This is a genomic window from Pseudomonas sp. IPO3749, from assembly GCF_013386605.1.
GTDB classification, from domain to species: Bacteria; Pseudomonadota; Gammaproteobacteria; order Pseudomonadales; family Pseudomonadaceae; genus Aquipseudomonas; species Aquipseudomonas azotoformans_A.
Window position 1 is genome coordinate 1 of sequence record NZ_JACARN010000023.1, and the last position, 16,795, is coordinate 16,795.

Annotated in this window: 11 protein-coding genes and 2 pseudogenes; 6 read left to right on the forward strand and 7 right to left on the reverse strand. The window is 59.8% G+C overall.

Annotated elements, in window-relative coordinates:
* A pseudogene (locus HX812_RS11720) lies at nt 1-194 on the reverse strand (IS110 family transposase); the annotation flags it as partial.
* Nucleotides 195-501: 307 nt separating this feature from the next.
* Here HX812_RS11720 and HX812_RS11725 point away from each other — a divergent pair.
* Nucleotides 502-1,947, forward strand: coding sequence for a SulP family inorganic anion transporter (locus HX812_RS11725; protein ID WP_038842156.1), 1,446 nt, complete (start codon nt 502-504; stop codon nt 1,945-1,947).
* Between the two features lie 4 nt (nt 1,948-1,951).
* Here the strand turns inward: HX812_RS11725 and HX812_RS11730 are convergent, their stop codons facing one another.
* Nucleotides 1,952-2,332, reverse strand: coding sequence for a lysozyme inhibitor LprI family protein (locus tag HX812_RS11730; protein WP_038842158.1), 381 nt, complete (start codon nt 2,330-2,332; stop codon nt 1,952-1,954).
* A 248-nt stretch (nt 2,333-2,580) separates the two neighbouring features.
* On the opposite strand from HX812_RS11730, the gene HX812_RS11735 reads away from it, so the two are divergent.
* Genes HX812_RS11735 through HX812_RS11750 form a run of 4 tightly spaced genes read left to right on the forward strand, consistent with a single transcriptional unit; the run spans nt 2,581 to nt 6,666 of the window.
* Nucleotides 2,581-3,930 carry a gluconate:H+ symporter gene (locus HX812_RS11735; RefSeq protein ID WP_038842258.1) on the forward strand — a complete coding sequence of 450 codons (1,350 nt, stop codon included), beginning with the start codon at nt 2,581-2,583 and terminating at the stop codon, nt 3,928-3,930.
* Between the two features lie 12 nt (nt 3,931-3,942).
* Complete coding sequence (locus HX812_RS11740; RefSeq protein ID WP_038842160.1) at nt 3,943-4,803, forward strand: MurR/RpiR family transcriptional regulator; 861 nt, start codon at nt 3,943-3,945, stop codon at nt 4,801-4,803.
* Between the two features lies 1 nt (nt 4,804).
* Nucleotides 4,805-6,268, forward strand: coding sequence for an amidohydrolase family protein (locus HX812_RS11745; protein WP_038842163.1), 1,464 nt, complete (start codon nt 4,805-4,807; stop codon nt 6,266-6,268).
* A gap of 29 nt (nt 6,269-6,297) precedes the next feature.
* Nucleotides 6,298-6,666: a glyoxalase superfamily protein gene (locus tag HX812_RS11750; RefSeq protein ID WP_038842165.1), complete on the forward strand. Its 369-nt coding sequence runs from the start codon at nt 6,298-6,300 to the stop codon at nt 6,664-6,666.
* A gap of 641 nt (nt 6,667-7,307) precedes the next feature.
* Here HX812_RS11750 and HX812_RS32375 read toward each other — a convergent pair.
* The 3 genes and pseudogenes from HX812_RS32375 to HX812_RS11760 all read right to left on the reverse strand — a co-directional run bounded on the left by HX812_RS32375 (nt 7,308) and on the right by HX812_RS11760 (nt 15,121).
* Nucleotides 7,308-8,171: a methyl-accepting chemotaxis protein gene (locus tag HX812_RS32375; protein ID WP_370636473.1), complete on the reverse strand. Its 864-nt coding sequence runs from the start codon at nt 8,169-8,171 to the stop codon at nt 7,308-7,310.
* A gap of 39 nt (nt 8,172-8,210) precedes the next feature.
* Nucleotides 8,211-9,227, reverse strand: a pseudogene (locus tag HX812_RS32380) (methyl-accepting chemotaxis protein); the annotation flags it as partial.
* Between the two features lie 170 nt (nt 9,228-9,397).
* Nucleotides 9,398-15,121, reverse strand: a complete 5,724-nt coding sequence (locus HX812_RS11760; RefSeq protein WP_050572365.1) for a membrane-targeted effector domain-containing toxin — start codon at nt 15,119-15,121, stop codon at nt 9,398-9,400.
* A 178-nt stretch (nt 15,122-15,299) separates the two neighbouring features.
* Between HX812_RS11760 and HX812_RS11765 the strand changes: the two genes are divergently transcribed.
* The gene (locus tag HX812_RS11765) at nt 15,300-15,917 is read left to right on the forward strand and encodes an FKBP-type peptidyl-prolyl cis-trans isomerase (protein ID WP_016976188.1); all 618 of its coding nucleotides are present in this window, start codon (nt 15,300-15,302) and stop codon (nt 15,915-15,917) included.
* 60 nt (nt 15,918-15,977) lie between these two features.
* On the opposite strand, the gene HX812_RS11770 is transcribed toward HX812_RS11765, so the two are convergent.
* Nucleotides 15,978-16,235 carry a hypothetical protein gene (locus HX812_RS11770; protein ID WP_003194088.1) on the reverse strand — a complete coding sequence of 86 codons (258 nt, stop codon included), beginning with the start codon at nt 16,233-16,235 and terminating at the stop codon, nt 15,978-15,980.
* 162 nt (nt 16,236-16,397) lie between these two features.
* The gene (locus HX812_RS11775; protein WP_008022504.1) at nt 16,398-16,739 is read right to left on the reverse strand and encodes a zinc ribbon domain-containing protein YjdM; all 342 of its coding nucleotides are present in this window, start codon (nt 16,737-16,739) and stop codon (nt 16,398-16,400) included.
* Nucleotides 16,740-16,795 lie beyond the last annotated feature (56 nt).

Below are 16,795 nucleotides of genomic sequence, written 5' to 3' on the forward strand. Positions count from 1 at the left end.
ACGGTGTCCAAGTGATAAATACTGGTGGCTTCCAGGGCAATTGAGCTTTGCGCAGGCAGCGTTTTGAGCCAGCGGCCAAGAGTTTCTCGGTCGTTAGCGACGATTTGAATGGTTTCCAAGTCTTCACGGTAAGCGACGATTTCGGCCTTAGCCACATCGATACCTACGACCGTTGGCGAGTTAAGGATTGTCATAACGAATCCTCGAAGCTAGGGTTTATATGCTTGTTGGGGTCTACCGGAGCGCTGGCTTGCCTCTATCGTCGGTTTTTACCGATGCATTCCTTATCGGCGCTTTGGGTAGAAGGGGCGGGACGAGAAGTCTCCCACGGTCCGTACTGGCTAGAGTCGGAATCGGGCTTTTAGTCCCGCCCACCCCTTCAAGTCTAAACATACAAGCGGGCTTGCTCGCGAAGGGGACGATACGGTCTTCGAGACTAGCCCCATTCCCTTCAATTCCGTACCATTCCCCGCCTTATCCCCCGCATTACCCTGGTACTTCATGAACCTCACCCGTCTGCGCGCCGATGCTCTGGCCGGCCTCACCACGTCTTTTGCGTTGCTGCCCGAATGCATCGCCTTTGCCCTGGTGGCCCACCTCAACCCGCTGATGGGGCTCTATGGCGCCTTTATCATCTGCACATTGACCGCATTGTTCGGCGGCCGCCCCGGCATGGTGTCCGGTGCGGCGGGCTCGATGGCGGTGGTGATCGTGGCGTTGGTGGTGCAACACGGCGTGGAATACCTGCTGGCGACGGTGTTGCTAGGCGGGTTGATCATGGTCGCCTTCGGCCTGCTGCGCCTGGGCAAGCTAGTACGCATGGTGCCGCACCCGGTAATGCTGGGGTTCGTGAATGGCCTGGCGATCATCATTGCCCTGGCGCAGTTGGAGCATTTCAAGAGCGGTGAACACTGGCTCAGCGGCACGCCGCTGTACGTGATGATCGGCCTGGTGCTGGTGACCATGGCCATCGTCTACCTGCTGCCGCGCATCACCCGCGCGGTGCCGCCTGCATTGGTGGCGATCCTCGGCGTGGGCTTGGCGGTGTACCTGCTAGGCCTGCCGACCCGCACCTTGGGCGACATGGCCCACATCGCCGGCGGCCTGCCGACGTTCGCCCTGCCGCAGATCCCCTGGACCTTGGAAACCCTGGGCATCATCGCGCCCTATGCGTTCCTGATGGCCATGGTCGGCCTGCTGGAAACCTTGCTGACCCTCAACCTCACCGATGAAATCACCGAAACCCGTGGCTACCCGGACCGCGAAAGCGTGGCCCTGGGCGCGGCGAATATGGTCTCGGGACTGTTTGGCGGCATGGGCGGCTGCGCGATGATCGGGCAAACCGTGATCAACCTCAGCTCCGGCGGGCGCGGGCGCTTCTCCGGCGTGTTGGCCGGGGTGATGATCCTGTTGTTCATCCTGTTCCTGTCGCCGTTTATCGAGCGGATCCCGCTGGCGGCGCTGGTGGGTGTGATGTTCGTGGTGTCCCAGCAGACCTTCGCCTGGGCGTCCTTGCGGGTGATCAACAAGGTGCCGCTCAATGACGTGCTGGTGATTATCGCGGTGACGGTGATCACTGTGTTCACCGACCTGGCCACGGCCGTGCTGTGCGGGATTGTGATTGCGGCGCTGAACTTCGCCTGGCAACAGGCGCGCGAGCTGTATGCCGATGAACACCTGGAGGCCGATGGCAGCAAGCTCTATCGTCTGCATGGCACCTTGTTCTTTGCCTCGACCACGCCGTTCCTCAACCAGTTCGACCCGGCCAACGACCCGGCCCAGGTGACGCTGGATTGCCGTCACCTGAGCTTTGTCGACTATTCAGCCATTGCTGCGTTGATGACCCTGCGTGAGCGTTACACCAAGGCCGGCAAGCACCTGCGGGTGCTGCATTTGTCGGAGCGCTGCAAGAAGCTGCTCAAGCGCGCCCGGGTCCATCATGAGTAAGTGATCACGGCCCGACTAGGTCTTCCAACTCCTGGGCGCGGGTCTGGGTCATTTCCAGCAGGCAGGCGGAGCCGTTGACCTGGTCGATGGTGCCGCCGGTCGCGGAGCCGGCGAAGCCGCAATTGGCATCACGGTATTTTATCCACAGGCGCTGCACGTCTTGCAGTTGCTGCTTGCGCGCACCTTCCTGGGCGGCGAGGGCGGTCTTGTAGGCTTTGTTCAGGCGCGTGTCCTGCACCTTGGCTTCCTTGGCGTTGCAATTGACCATGTCTGCGGTCGTGTTGGCGCTGTCCATGCATTTTTTCAACGCCGCGTTATCGGCGGCCGACGCAGTGCCGCACAGGGCGAGTAACAAAGCGCTGGCGGCGAGGGAGGTGCGAATCATGGTCGATTTTCCTGGGCATGAGGGGAGGCGCATTCTATGACTCGATGGCGGCGTTTGAGTTTCCAGCATCTTCTGATCTTCATGTAAGAACACCCCCCGAATTTTCATGGGCGACCGTTGGGCATATCCCAACGCGACAGCGCTTATCTGTGGGCGAAAATTACTTTCATAAAAATTGAAAATACTCTTCGGTAATGATTTATGAGTTTCACAACCAATTCGACGTGACCCTTTCCGAGGAGTACCGCATGGCCGCATCACCGGGCTTCGGGCTATTGGCATACGCTGCCATCGCCATCATTGCATTGATCGTGCTAATTGCACGTTACCGGCTCAACCCGTTTATCGTCATCACCCTGGTGTCCATTGGCCTGGCGCTGATGGCCGGGATGCCGGCGGACACCATTATGGGCTCGTATGAAGCCGGCGTCGGCAAGACCTTGGGGCATATCGCCCTGGTGGTGGCGCTGGGCACCATGCTCGGCAAGATGATGGCTGAGTCCGGCGGTGCCGAGCAGGTGGCGCGCACGTTGATCAACCGTTTTGGCGAGCGTAACGCGCACTGGGCCATGGTGTGCATCGCCTTCCTGGTGGGGCTGCCGCTGTTTTTCGAGGTCGGTTTTGTGTTGCTGGTGCCGATTGCCTTTACCGTGGCGCGGCGTGTGGGCGTGTCGATCCTGATGGTCGGTTTGCCGATGGTCGCCGGCCTGTCGGTGGTGCATGCGCTGGTGCCGCCGCACCCGGCGGCGATGATGGCCGTGCTGGCGTACAACGCGTCGGTGGGGCAGACCGTGCTCTACGCGATTCTGATCGGTATCCCCACGGCAATCATCGCAGGTCCCGTCTACGCCAAATTCATCGTGCCGCGTATTCATCTGCCGGCGGAGAATCCGCTGGAACGCCAGTTCATCGACCGCGAACCGCGTACCCGCTTGCCGAGCTTTGCGCTGACCATGGGCACCATCCTGTTGCCGGTGGTGTTGATGATGATCGGCGGTTGGGCCAATGTGATTTCCACGCCGGGCACCGGTTTCAATCAGTTCCTGTTGTTTATCGGTAACTCGGTGATCGCGCTGCTGGTGGCGACCTTGGTGAGCTTCTGGACCTTGGGTATCGCCCAGGGCTTCAACCGCGAGTCGATCCTCAAGTTCACCAACGAATGCCTGGCGCCGACCGCGAGCATCACCTTGCTGGTGGGCGCGGGCGGCGGTTTGAATCGCATTCTGGTGGATGCGGGGGTGACCAACGAAATTCTCGGCCTGGCCCATGCTTTCCATCTGTCGCCGTTGGTGATGGGCTGGCTGTTTGCTGCGCTGATGCGTATTGCCACGGGCTCGGCCACCGTCGCCATGACCACCGCGTCCGGCGTGGTGGCGCCGGTTGCGATGGGCCTGGGTTATCCACACCCTGAATTGCTGGTGTTGGCCACCGGCGCGGGTTCGGTGATCTTTTCCCACGTGAACGACGGCGGCTTCTGGCTGATCAAGGAATACTTCAATATGACGGTGATCCAGACCTTCAAGACCTGGACCGTACTGGAGACTCTGATTTCTGTGGTCGCCTTCGGTCTTACGTATGGTCTGTCCTGCATTCTGTAACCCGGAGCCCCCATGGACATCCTCTACCAGATCCGCGCCCGCCAGGACTCTTTTAGCGCCGGCGAAGGGCGTATCGCCAAGCTGATGCTCGATGACGTGGGCTTTGCCGCGTCGGCCAGTCTGGAAGCGTTGTCCCAACGGGCCGAGGTCAGCACGGCCACCTTGTCACGCTTTGCACGCAGCGTAGGTTGCCGAGATCTGCGTGACTTGCGCCTGCAATTAGCCCAGGCCAGTGGCGTCGGCAGCCGCTTCCTCGACCCTGCGGGGTTGCCGGAGCAGTCGGCGTTTCATCGGCAGATCCTGGGGGATATCGAAGGGACCTTGCGTCAGCACTTGTCGGGGTTCAACCAGGCGGGTTTCGTTGATGCAGTGAGCCTGCTGGGCAAGGCGCGGATGATCCATGCGTTCGGCATGGGCGGCCCGTCGAGCCTGTGCAGCGATGAGTTGCAGGTGCGCCTGGTGCGCTTGGGTTATCCGATTGCCGCTTGCCACGACCCGGTGATGATGCGCGTCACGGCGGCGACGCTGGGACCCGAGCATGCGCTGATTGTGTGCTCCCTGACCGGCCTCACCCCCGAGTTGCTCGACGTAGTGACCCTGGCGCGCAACTACGACGCGCGCATCGTCGCCATCACCCTGGCGGATTCGCCCTTGGCGCAGTTGGCCGATGTACTGCTACCACTGCAACCGGCCGAAACCAGTTTTATCTACAAGCCCACCGCGGCGCGCTACGGAATGCTGCTGGCCATCGACTTGCTCGCCACCGAGTTGGCCTTGGCCCTGCCGGACGACAACCAGGAACGCCTGCGCCGGATCAAGCTGGCCCTGGACGATTATCGCGGCGGCCCCGACAGCCTGCCGCTTGGAGACTGATATGAAGTACGACACGCTGATCCGCCAGGCGCTGATCATTGATGGCAGCAACACCCCCGGCTACGTCGCCGATGTGGGACTGCGCGACGGGCGCATCGAGACGATCGGTGACCTGTCTGCCGCGACGGCCGAGCATGAAATCGATGCGAACGGACGCGTGTTGGCGCCGGGTTTTATCGACGTGCACACCCACGATGACACCGTGGTGATCCGCCAGCCGCAGATGCTGCCCAAGCTCAGCCAGGGCGTGACCACGGTGATTGTCGGCAACTGTGGCATCAGCGCGTCGCCGGTGACGTTGCGCGGTGATCCACCGGACCCGATGAACCTGTTGGGCAGCGCTTCGGCGTTTGTTTATCCGCGTTTCAGCGACTACCGAGTAGCGGTCGAAGAGGCTCATCCGGCGGTCAACGTCGCCGCGTTGATCGGCCATACGGCGCTGCGCAGCAACCATATGGACGACCTGCATCGAACCGCTTCAGTGGATGAAATCACCGCCATGCGCGTGCAGCTGCAAGAGAGCCTCGAAGCCGGTGCCCTCGGTTTATCCACAGGCCTGGCCTACGCCAGTGCGTTCAATGCCTCGACCGACGAGGTGCTACAACTCACTGAAGAACTCACCGCGTTCGGTGCGGTGTACACCACCCATTTGCGCAGTGAGTTCGAACCGGTGCTGGAGGCGATGGACGAGGCGTTCCTGATCGGCCGGCATGCCAAGGCGCCGGTGATCATTTCCCACCTCAAATGTGCTGGCGCCGGTAACTGGGGGCGTAGTCCGCAGCTGCTGGCGTCGCTGGAGCTGGCGGCGAAAACCCACCCGGTGGGCTGTGATTGCTATCCCTATGCGGCGAGTTCTTCGACCCTGGACCTCAAGCAGGTGACCGACGCGTTTCGGATCACCATTACCTGGTCGACGCCGCATCCCGAAGTGGGCGGGCGTGATTTGCAGGACATCGCCGCTGAGTGGGATGTTGCGTTGATGGACGCAGCCCGTCGGCTACAACCGGCAGGGGCGGTGTATTACGGGATGGATGAGGCGGATGTGCGACGGATCCTGGCGCATCCGTTGTCGATGGTCGGGTCGGACGGGTTGCCGGAGGATCCGTTCCCGCATCCGCGCTTGTGGGGGGCATTTCCAAGGGTGTTGGGGCACTTCAGCCGGGATGTGGGGTTGTTCCCACTGCACACCGCCGTGCACAAGATGACCGGGTTGTCGGCGGCGCGGTTTGGTTTGGCTGAACGGGGTGAAATCCGTGAAGGGCACTGGGCAGACCTGGTGCTGTTCGACCCGTTGCGCGTACGCGATGTGGCGGACTTCAAGGAGCCGCAGCGCGCGGCGGAAGGCATTGACGGGGTGTGGGTCAACGGCGTGTTGAGCTACAGCGACGGGCAGGCGAACGGTCAGCGGCCGGGTCGGTTCCTGGCGCGCAGTGGGGATTTGCGTCGGGGTTTTTCGTCTCTATAGTGGTCGCTCAATTAAACGGAGCGGTTGCCATGCACTTAGGAAAAGTCATCCCCATTCTGCGGATTTTCGACGAGGCTAAAGCGTTGGAATTCTACGTCGATTTTTTGGGGTTCAAGGTGGATTGGCAGCATCGTTTCGAGGCGAATTTCCCGCTGTATTTGCAGGTTTCGCTGGGCGAGTGTGTGTTGCACCTGACCGAGCATCATGGTGACGCATCGCCAGGCGCAGCGGTGCGGATTCAGGCTCAGGGTGTGGACGCTTACCAGCAGCAGTTGCTGGGCAAGGATTACCGATATGCCAAGCCAGAGGTAGAGGAAACGCCATGGGGCTCGCGGGAGATGAGCATCAAGGATCCGTTTGGGAACCGTGTGGTGTTTGTTGACGAAGGCGAGGGTTGAGGGGTAAATCGCAGGCAATAAAAAACCGCCTTAGTAGGGCGGTTTTTTTTTGCAAACCCAGTTAGTGGCTGGGGTTGCGATTTCACAGGAAGCACTGACGTGTTGGAGATACTACTGCTGCGTTGGCGCTTTAAGCAAGACCTCACGGTAAATGGTTTTTCACCACGCTAATGCTCGGTTTCTTTTGGTTGAAGTCTGCAAAGAACAGCAACAACTATTAAGGCCGAGCAGACTGTGTCTGTCACACCTTGGCGTGGGGTACTGAGCTAGTATCGCCCTCGTTCTACGTTCATCGTGAGGTAGGTTGGCTGGGTTCGCGCGCAAATTTTGGACCGACTGCCACGGGCTAGTAATCCGTGCCGGATTGATGCGGAAGGACCATAAGCCCGGCCACCTCAAAGGACGCATTGACCCGCGTCCGAAGGCTCACGTGTTCCGGTAAGTGTGCTGGAGGTAAGGCCCAACTTAAGGAGGGCCGAGTATGTCTAAGTTTGCCTGTGGCGAGGGAGCTTGCTCCCGTTGGGCTGCGTAGCAGCCCCGAAGCATTCACCGTGTTCTCAACTTCAAATCGGCATCAAGTTGATTAGGGCCGCTTCGCGGCCCAACGGGAGCAAGCTCCCTCGCCACAGTGATTGTGTTTCTTACACCCGGAAATGGCTGACCATCTGCTGCAACTGGCTACCCAACCGTGCCAGTTCAACACTCGACTTGGCGGTCTCGTCACTTGCCGTAGCGGTCTGCTCCGACACATCCCGCACATTCACAATGCTGCGGCTGATCTCTTCAGCCACGGCGCTCTGCTGCTCGGCGGCGGCGGCAATCTGCTGGTTCATCGACTGGATATTCGACACCGTACGGGTGATGTTCTCCAGTGACACACCGGCCTTGCGCGTCAGCTCGACACTGCTGTCAGTGAGGCTGCGGCTGTTGTTCATCACGTTGGCGACTTGCTGGGTGCCGTTCTGCAACCCGGCGACCAGGCCTTCGATTTCCTCGGTGGATTTTTGCGTGCGCTGGGCCAGGCCGCGCACTTCGTCAGCCACTACGGCAAACCCTCGGCCGGCTTCACCCGCCCGTGCGGCTTCGATCGCCGCGTTGAGGGCCAGCAGGTTGGTCTGTTCCGCGACAGCCTTGATCACGTCCATCACGCTGCCGATCTTGTTGCTCTCTTGTTGCAGGTGGGTCATTGCGTCGGTGGAGCGCGCCACTTCAGCAGCCAGGCGTTCGATCTGGGCGATGGCCTCGGCCACCACCTTGTCGCCTGCGCGGGCTTGGCCATCCGCATCGGCGGCGGCCAGGGAAGCCTGCTCGGCGTTGCGCGCCACTTCCTGCACGGTGGCAGTCATTTCGTGCATCGCCGTGGCGACCTGGTCGGTCTCGATCTTCTGGCTGTTCACACCGGCGCTGGTCTGCTCGGTCACGGCCGACAGTTCTTCGGCGGCGCTGGCGATCTGAGTCACGCCGTCGCGAATACCGCTGATCAATTCGCGCAAGGTCGTGCCCATGCGCTGAATGCCTTGTTGCAGCACGCCCAGTTCATCGCGGCGGGTGACCTGGATGTTGTGGCTCAAGTCGCCGGAGGCAATGCGCTCCACCACGGCCAGGGTTTCCTGGATCGGGCGGGTGATCTGGCGGGTGATGACCCATGCGGCGATCACGCCAACCAGCAGTGCCAGCAAGGTGCTGATCAATTGCAGGCTGCGGGCTTGGGCGCTCTCTGCGTCACGGCGGGTCAGCTGGATGTCGTACAGTTTGTCGCTGATCGTGACGATATCAGCGCCTTGGGTGGTCATTTCCGCGCGGGCGGTGACGATGTTTGCGTTGGCGGCCTTGTAGTTCTGCACGGCGCTGCGGTAGGCACCCAAGGCGGTTTCCAATGCAGTCAGCGCGCTTTGCTGGCTGGCGCCAAAGGCTGCGCTGAGGTCTTTCAAACCGGCGATGGCTTTTTCAATCTGAGCGGCAGCGCGGGCTTCGGTTTCCGGGCTGACGTTGCCGGTGTAGCCACGCACTTCGTAGCGAGCCAACTGGAATTGCATCTTGGCGTCGGCCACCGCCTGGAACTGAGCCAGGTGCTCCGAACTGTCGGGCATTTGCTTCACGCTGGTTTCCAATGCGTTGATCTGCGCATTGGCGATATCCGCCTTGTCGCCCATCACCTGGCGAGAGGCGTTGCCGTTGCGGTAGGCCTCGCGCATTTTATTCAGTGACTGCTGGTAAGCGGTGATGATGGATTTCTGCTCGTTGAGCAGCTTGAGGTTTTCCGGGCTCTTGAAGCTGTCGAGCAGTTTCTGTTGCTGGGCAGCGAAGGCATCCAGGTTGGTCTGTACGTTCTGGGCTACGGCTTCGTCGCCGTTGGCCAGCATGTACTGCAGGCGCACGATACGTAGTTTGGTCAGCGAGGCGTTGAGCTGAGTGATGTCGCTCATCCAGTTGCTGCGGTCAATCAGGCCGCCCAGGCTGGTCCAGCCGGTCAGTGCCAGGATCGAGGTAAGGACCAGCACCAGGCCGAAGCCCAGGCCCAGTTTGAGATTGACGCTGATGTTGCCGAACCAGCTATTCATCGAATGCTCCGCAAAGTTGATGTCTGTCTGCTGGACGGTGTTGTTGTTTGAGCCAGCCAAAGTGTGTAGGTGTCTATCGGCGGCAGGGTGCGAATCTGAAATGTTTTTTCAGTGGGGCGATGAAAGGCGAGCCCCGCCCGATGACCTGGCGAGGCTGAACGCTGTACCTGTCAGGTTATTTGGGTTAGCCCTATACCACCTGCCCTACCGGGGGTCTTGAGCAGGTCGATCAAGAGCGAAAGACTATAAAAACGACGATCCCTGATGTCTTCCCAATACTCGATGAAGTACCGGCCTCTATCATCGATCTGAAACGGCGTCGTGACGATTTGCCCACTGCGTGAGCGGTGAACCAGGTTAACTTCAAAATCGCTTGGGTATTCGATGAAGAACTGCCCAACCTGCTTGAGCCTGGTGCGGTCGGGCAGCGTTGGGTGCCGAGGCTCGGGGTCTTTAATGTTGCTCACATCAAGCCGGAAGTCACTGCGCACGGCTACGATCGGGTTCTGTTCCGATACGGTGTGCCAGCCGCCGCTGCGTAGCGATTTTGCACGGCTTGGATAGGTATCGAACACATGTACACTGATTGCTTCCTGCAACTCGACGAGGCCCGGAACACCCTGGTGCATATTGGTATGGGTGGCGCCTACAAAACCCACCCACTTATGGGCGCCCTGGGCGAGTTGATCGGCCTTGATCACCTCGTTGGCGAAATAACTGAACAATTCGCCCCGGCCGGCATTGCCTGAGAGGCCTTTGACGTTATAGCTGACGGTGCAATCCAGCGCACGCACGCGCAGCCCGTACTTATTTGCCGTTTTGACGATATTCGTGAAGTTGTCAGGGCCGCTGTACCTAGGCATATGGCCGCTATCGAGGTACTTCAGGTAGTTTTTCAAGACCGCCGGCATTTTCGAGGTGCGGTGGTAGGTATCCAGTGCCTCCTGGTGCAAGTCGCTGAGCAAGTGTTCTATGTACAGGGTTTTGACGCCCTGCTTTTTCAGCAACTGCATGTGCTCGTTCAATAGTTTTTTGGCGGACCTCTGGATGTGGCTTTCGCCGATCACCAAGCCGAGTTTGTGTTGGTATACCTGTTCGATAAACATCTTCTCGCTTGCCGTAGAAATCTGCGTCAGAGGCGCGCGCGGGGTGGGCGTGTAGTTGGCGAAAGCGCTTTCAGCGGCGCGGGCCAAGCGGCTGCGCGTAGTGCGAAATATGCGCAAGGCTTCGGCTTTGGTGGGCTCGACATATACGTATTGCGTGTCCAGCCCATGACGGCTCGTTTGCATCTCCCAAATGCGCGGGTGAATGTCGCGCGGCAGGTCGAACTCAGCGAAATGAGTCGCCGCAGTAGAAGGCGGCGAAACGGTTCCCGAGGTGCTGGGTGCCGCAGCGGTCATTGTCATCGACAAGGTGTAATCCCCGCGGGACTGGGCGAGCGCAGTGGTGTCGGGAGTTACGCCCGTGGGCTGTCCGGAGGCTACATCCTCGATGCGCAGCGCCAGCGTGTTTTCCAGCTCCGCCAGCCCGGCCACGCGTTCATAGGTGCCCAGGCGATCCGACGCCACCAGGGCAACCCAGCCTTCGCCCGGGTTGTCGCTCAGGTTGTTTTCAATCGCGGTGTGGGAATAGAAGTTGCGCAGTTTACTGCTGCGTGGGGTAAAGCGTGATTCGTCGCCCAAGGCCAGGACTTGGTCAAGATGGTACGACGCTGAGCCGTCCAGGCCATCGATCTCGACGTTGAGCCGACGGGTTTCATCCAACAATTTGCTGTAGTTGAAGTCTGCGCCCGAGAGGCCCAGGACATCGTCAACGGCGGCCAGTTGCTGCTTGATCTGGCCCAGGGCTTTGGCCTTGTCTCCAGGGAGCTTGTTACTGAGGATTTTCAGCTTGTGATAGAACAGGTCGCGGGGCAGGTACTCGATGTAGACGCGTTTGAGCCCTTGTTCGACCAGTGTGGGCAGCTGTTCTATCAGCAGTTGCAGGCTGGTGGCCGGGCTTTTGGCGCAGCCTATGATTAAACGGCTATCGCGAACGAACAGGGTCTTGACGATATCGGTGTGAGTCGCATCGCCGGCCAGCGTCGGCACGGTTCTTTTTGTTACGGTAGGGCGCGGCGCTTGAAAGAAGGTATCGGCGCGCTGTGCCAAATTTGTCACTTTGAGGGCATAGGCCTCGCGCAGCGGAGATGTTTGCTCGTGAAACCTTTGCAGGACGGCCTCGTCCAGGTCATCGCCGATGCCCGGAAGCCTTTGCTTGAAGTTCGCGTCGAGCATGTGGCGAAAGGTCGTGGCCTGTTCGCCCGTCATGTCGAAAACCTCCAGCGGGCTGCTATACCCCGGTTGCAACGCTTCATATTCGTTACCGCCGCCGCGCACCGTTGGGCGCGTCCATTGCCCGTCGGGATCGCGTTTGGCCAGGCGCGCGGTCGAATGGAGCTCGCGGGTTTGCGGGTCGAGGCGGTAAAGCACGTAGAGGCCCTCGGAGGTTGGGGTATTTGATGCCCACAGCGCTCGCCCCTCAAACAGCACAGGCTGCATGTTTTCGGGGGCTAGGGTGTCGAGTTTTCCGATCAACGCGCTTTGCGTTGCTTGTTGCCCGGGCTTTAGGACCGGGCGCAAGACGCGCAGCGGCTTCAATGCGCCAGTCAGAGCAGGGCGGACGTCGAACAATACGGCACCGAAAAAGTTACCCATGTAACCGATGTAGTGATCCAGGGCCGTGGTTTTGTCATTCTGGTAATAGGCGTTCAGGGCGAGCATGGCGTCCTTGACCGCCAGCAACCCGCCGAGGGTCAGGCTGAGTACCGGAAATGGCATGGTGGCCACCGCTGTCACCCATTCGATGCAGGTCCACAGAGTGCCAAGGATCATCTGGGTGCGGTTGGCGGTGGTGCCGTGTACGTCGTCGATCTTGCGCTGCAGGTTCATGTTGTAGAACTCATGGCGCAAATCGGTAAGCGGCGATAGACGCGCGATTGCGTCGTACCGGGCCGGGCTTGGTGTGGTGCGATTGATATCTTCTGGCAGGCCTTTTCTGGCGGTTTCCAAAAACAGTTTGACCCGTGCCATAGAGGGCTGCGACGCCCGCTTGAACCAATAGGTGAGCATGCCGTCGACCTGTTTGAGCAGGTAATTGAACAGCCTGGCCTCGCGAAACGCGATGCCGTCCGGGGCGTCGGGGGTATACAGCAAGACCGGGTCATTGGCGTGGCTGAACAGGTAGTTGCCGATGATCCACTCACCCTCGATATACAGCCGGTGGATCTTATAGGTGTCGCGAGTAGTGGTAGCGGTATCCGCCAGGCTGTCGATTGCCTTCTCCAGCCATTCAAGGTCGACGCTGGCAATATGGCCTTTCAACCGCGACTCCAGCGCGGCGCTTTTCATTTGCAGTTGTTGAATCGCCAGCACGGCATTGCGCCGCTCGGTGTAGCCTGCGCTTTGGCTGCTCTGGAAGCGTTGGCGTACTTCATCGATGTAGCGTTCGCCGATCCACACGCCGGTCACCGAACGTGCAACATTTTGCGCGGTCAGCACGCTGAGATTGACCTCCGGTGGGCCACGGAAGGTGGCCGACCTTGAGAATTTCTCGTTGAGAAAACCGATACCGTCGTCATATCCATCGCGGAACAGTTGGGTGTAGGACATGGGCGGCGACCCAGCACCGATCAACGGTTTGGAGGCGTAGGCGAATATCGTGTCCGGATCGATGTCGTTCTGGCGGCGACCCAGCAGTTGGTTCAGGCTGAGTCTGGCCTTTTCATGCAGGTAGCTGTTGAAGTCCTGGAAGTTGGCTTCCGAGTCTGCGCGCGCGTTGTAGGTACGCAACGCTCCCGCCGCGTCATCTCCCAGCTGGGTCAACCGTTGGCGGTCTGCTGCTGAAGCTGCGCGATACCAGGCAGGGGTCGCCAACTCATAGTCGTCCAGCAATTGGGTCAGGCGGTGCTCGGCCATCGCGTCCAGGCAGTCGGAGTGGCTGCACGGTATGCCAAACGTCACTTTCAGGTGTTCCTGCCCGTCAGGTTTGAAGCCGATCCGCTGGATAACCGTGCTCATTGTGGGGCGAAAGCGCAAGGGCACTTGCTCCAGCAGGTAGTCGGTCATTCCTCGGCCTTTGACCTTGGATGTGTTGTCCAGCCAGGCAAGGATGTGGGTCTGGCATTCGCGTAAGGTACTGAACCCGAAGAATTGCTGTGTACGAGGTGCATCGGGCGTACACAGCAGTAAACGTTGGAGTTGGCCACTGGCATCTTCTTCGCGCAGCAGCCACAGGTCCTTGAGCTGAGCGCCGTGGAACATCACGGTTTGTGCGCAGAGCTGCGGGCGTGGTTTTTCCCGCAGGTCTTCAAACAGCTGAAAATCAGCCTGGTTGAGATGGCCTTGTCGCGTGGCCAGATGCGCCATAACCACCAGGCGCTGGTCAAAAAAACTGCGCGCGGCCTTTTTGATTGCCGGAGTGCCTAGCACGGATTTCTGCACGTTGGCGAAATCCAGACGTGGTTGCAGGCTCTGTAGCGGGGTGATCAGGTGTTGCGGGGTCAGGTAGGCATGCTCTTCGCCAAGCGGTGTACCGACGTAGCTCAGGGTGCTGTGTTTGAGGAAGTCCGAGCCGGGCTTGTTGTCATCGGGATGCAGGCCGCGCAGGGCCAGTTCAACCAGTGAGCGCTGCTGATCGTAGGTTCCAACCTGGGCCACTTTACGTCGGGTGGTGATCTGCAGTTGGTCAGGGTCCAGATCGTGCATATCCCAGCGGTTGCCCAGATACGCCGCCCACTGATAGCGGGCCAGGGCGTGTGGCGTCGATGCCGGGCCGAACAAATCCAGGAACTGCTGGCGTGCTTGGTTGTAACTGAGCAGGTGCTGGTCGAGGGTTTTGCGTTGGTCGTCGGTCGCGCTGCGATACCAGTCGGGAAGGGTGTTGAACAGATTGCGTTCCAGCAATAGCTGGGCCCTGAAGTCCAGGCGCATTGTCAGGTCCGGCAGAGCGGCCTTGATGGCGTTGTCCAGGTGTACTTTGAGCCCTGCTGCGTTGAGCTGCCCGCCTTCTGCAAGGCTCAGCGCGAAATGGATGTCCTGTTTGCGTTTGTCGAGCACGGCTTGATAGGTGTGTTCAAACAGCGGCTTGCCTTCGATGGGCTGCAAGCTCAGCGAAAACATATCGACGGCATCAAAGTGTTGGTACTGCACCGGCAGGTGGCGGTTGAGCTCTGCCTGTCCGGCGCGCGTGGTGATCGCTGACTGCAAGCGCTGGCCAAGATCGGACAGGGAGTCGAAGGCTTCCAGGCCGCGTGATGGCGTGAACAACAAGACCGGGCCAACGGAATCAGAGGTGTTGAAGCTGTCGACCACGGGGCTGGCCTTGCGTGTCAGTACGAACGCACCGGCGAACGTCACGGTCTGCTCCTGATAGCTGAAGGTCAGTGCATACATCCCCGGGCGTAAGGTTGGCCCGCGTGAACAGTCTTCAAGCATGCTCAAGTCGGTGGGAGAAAGCAGGTAGTCGTTGACGTTGAGGCGGGCCTCCTGTTCCAAGGCGCTGATGCCGGCGGTGACGGTCACGTAGGTTTTGCGACTTTGGTTCTCGATGATGCTGGTTTCATCAAGGTCCTGAAGTTGCGAGGCCAACTGGGCCTTTAAACGAACCAACAGCTGCTGGCCGGCAGATTGTGCGAGATCAGCCTGTTCCAGCCCTGCGTACAACGCATGAGCCTGTTGTTCGTAGGCCGCGTTGACGCGTTTGAGAACCGCACTGGTGGCTTCCAGGGTAATGAGCTCGGCGGGCAATACGAAAGGGCGTTTGCTGCGTGTGCGCAACGTAGGGTCAATCTCCAGCAGATGGCTTTGAATCTGTTGCAGGGTGGGTATGGCGTGAGGGTGATTCGGCGTACTCATTGGCACGGCCCCAGAGTGATGAATGGAATCATCAGCATGGCGAGCGGCGCAGCGTGCCCGGCTGTAGATACGTATGCGCCGGCACGCTCATCAAGGCCCTGTGTTGTGTGCTAGTCTGCGGGCCCTTTTAGATCTGGAGGGCACGGGGAATCGTGCCGTCCTACAGCGGAGCACCTTCATGTCCGAAGTTAATCTGTCCACCGACGAAACCCGCGTCAGCTACGGCATTGGCCGTCAACTGGGCGACCAACTGCGCGACAACCCACCACCGGGCGTGAGCCTGGACGCGATCCTGGCTGGCCTGACCGACGCGTTCGCCGGCCAGCCAAGCCGTGTGGACCAAGAGCAAATGGCCGCCAGCTTCAAAGTGATCCGCGAAGTCATGCAAGCCGAAGCGGCTGCCAAGGCTGAAGCGGCTGCTGGCGCTGGCCTGGCCTTCCTGGCTGAAAACGCCAAGCGCGATGGCATCACCACTCTGGCTTCCGGCCTGCAATTCGAAGTGCTGACCGCAGGTGACGGCGCCAAGCCGACCCGTGAAGACCAGGTACGCACTCACTACCACGGCACCCTGATCGACGGCACTGTGTTCGACAGCTCCTACGAGCGCGGCCAGCCTGCAGAATTCCCGGTAGGCGGCGTGATCGCCGGCTGGACCGAAGCCCTGCAACTGATGAATGCCGGCAGCAAATGGCGCCTGTATGTGCCGAGCGAACTGGCTTACGGCGCTCAAGGTGTTGGCAGCATCCCGCCGCACAGCGTTCTGGTGTTCGACGTCGAGCTGCTCGACGTTCTGTAAGACCTGCTGATTACCTGTGGGAACGAGCCTGCTCGCTCCCACAGTGTTTTACTGGTTTTTTCATGGATGGAACTTGCCATTCAGCTCAGTCGCCGGGCGCAACGCTCGGGCATAGCAGAACAGAAACAGATTGCGCACCACTTCCTTCAACACGCCGGGTTCGCTCGAACTCAGCCCGTTGACGTCGAGGTCGCCCTGGTCCTGCAGTTCATTCAGCGCTTCTTCCTCCAACACCGCACAGACTTCACCGGTTTCCCGATGCAGGATCCGCAGGTAAGGGTGTGGGCGGTCCAGCCAGGCGTCTATCAAATAAGTCATGGGTCTCATCTCCTTGATGGATTTCAATGAGAATAATTCTTATTCGTAGAATAGCAAGTGCCTATTGGCGGTTTCTGGTTTTTTCTGTGTGGATATTGCGCGGGATCAAACAAGAGGGCGAAACGCCATCCCGCGGCGGGCGCGGGATGGAGGGCAGCACATTCAGACTTTGCGCACGAACTCGGACTTGAGCTTCATCGGGCCGATACCGTCGATCTTGCAGTCGATATCGTGGTCGCCGTCGCACAACCGGATGTTCTTGACCTTGGTGCCGACCTTGACCACCAGGGAGGTGCCCTTGACCTTGAGATCCTTGATCACGGTGATGGTGTCGCCGTCCTGCAGCACATTGCCGACGGAGTCTTTTTTCACGGCGTCATCGCTGGCCGCTTCGGCCTCGCCATTGGCGGACCACTCATGGGCGCATTCCGGGCAGATCAGCTGGGCGCCGTCTTCGTAGGTGTATTCGGAATTGCATTTCGGGCAGGGTGGCAACGTGCTCACTAAGGCTCCTTGAGAGTCAGGATGGCTAAAGGGCGCACATTATATAGGGTTTTGCG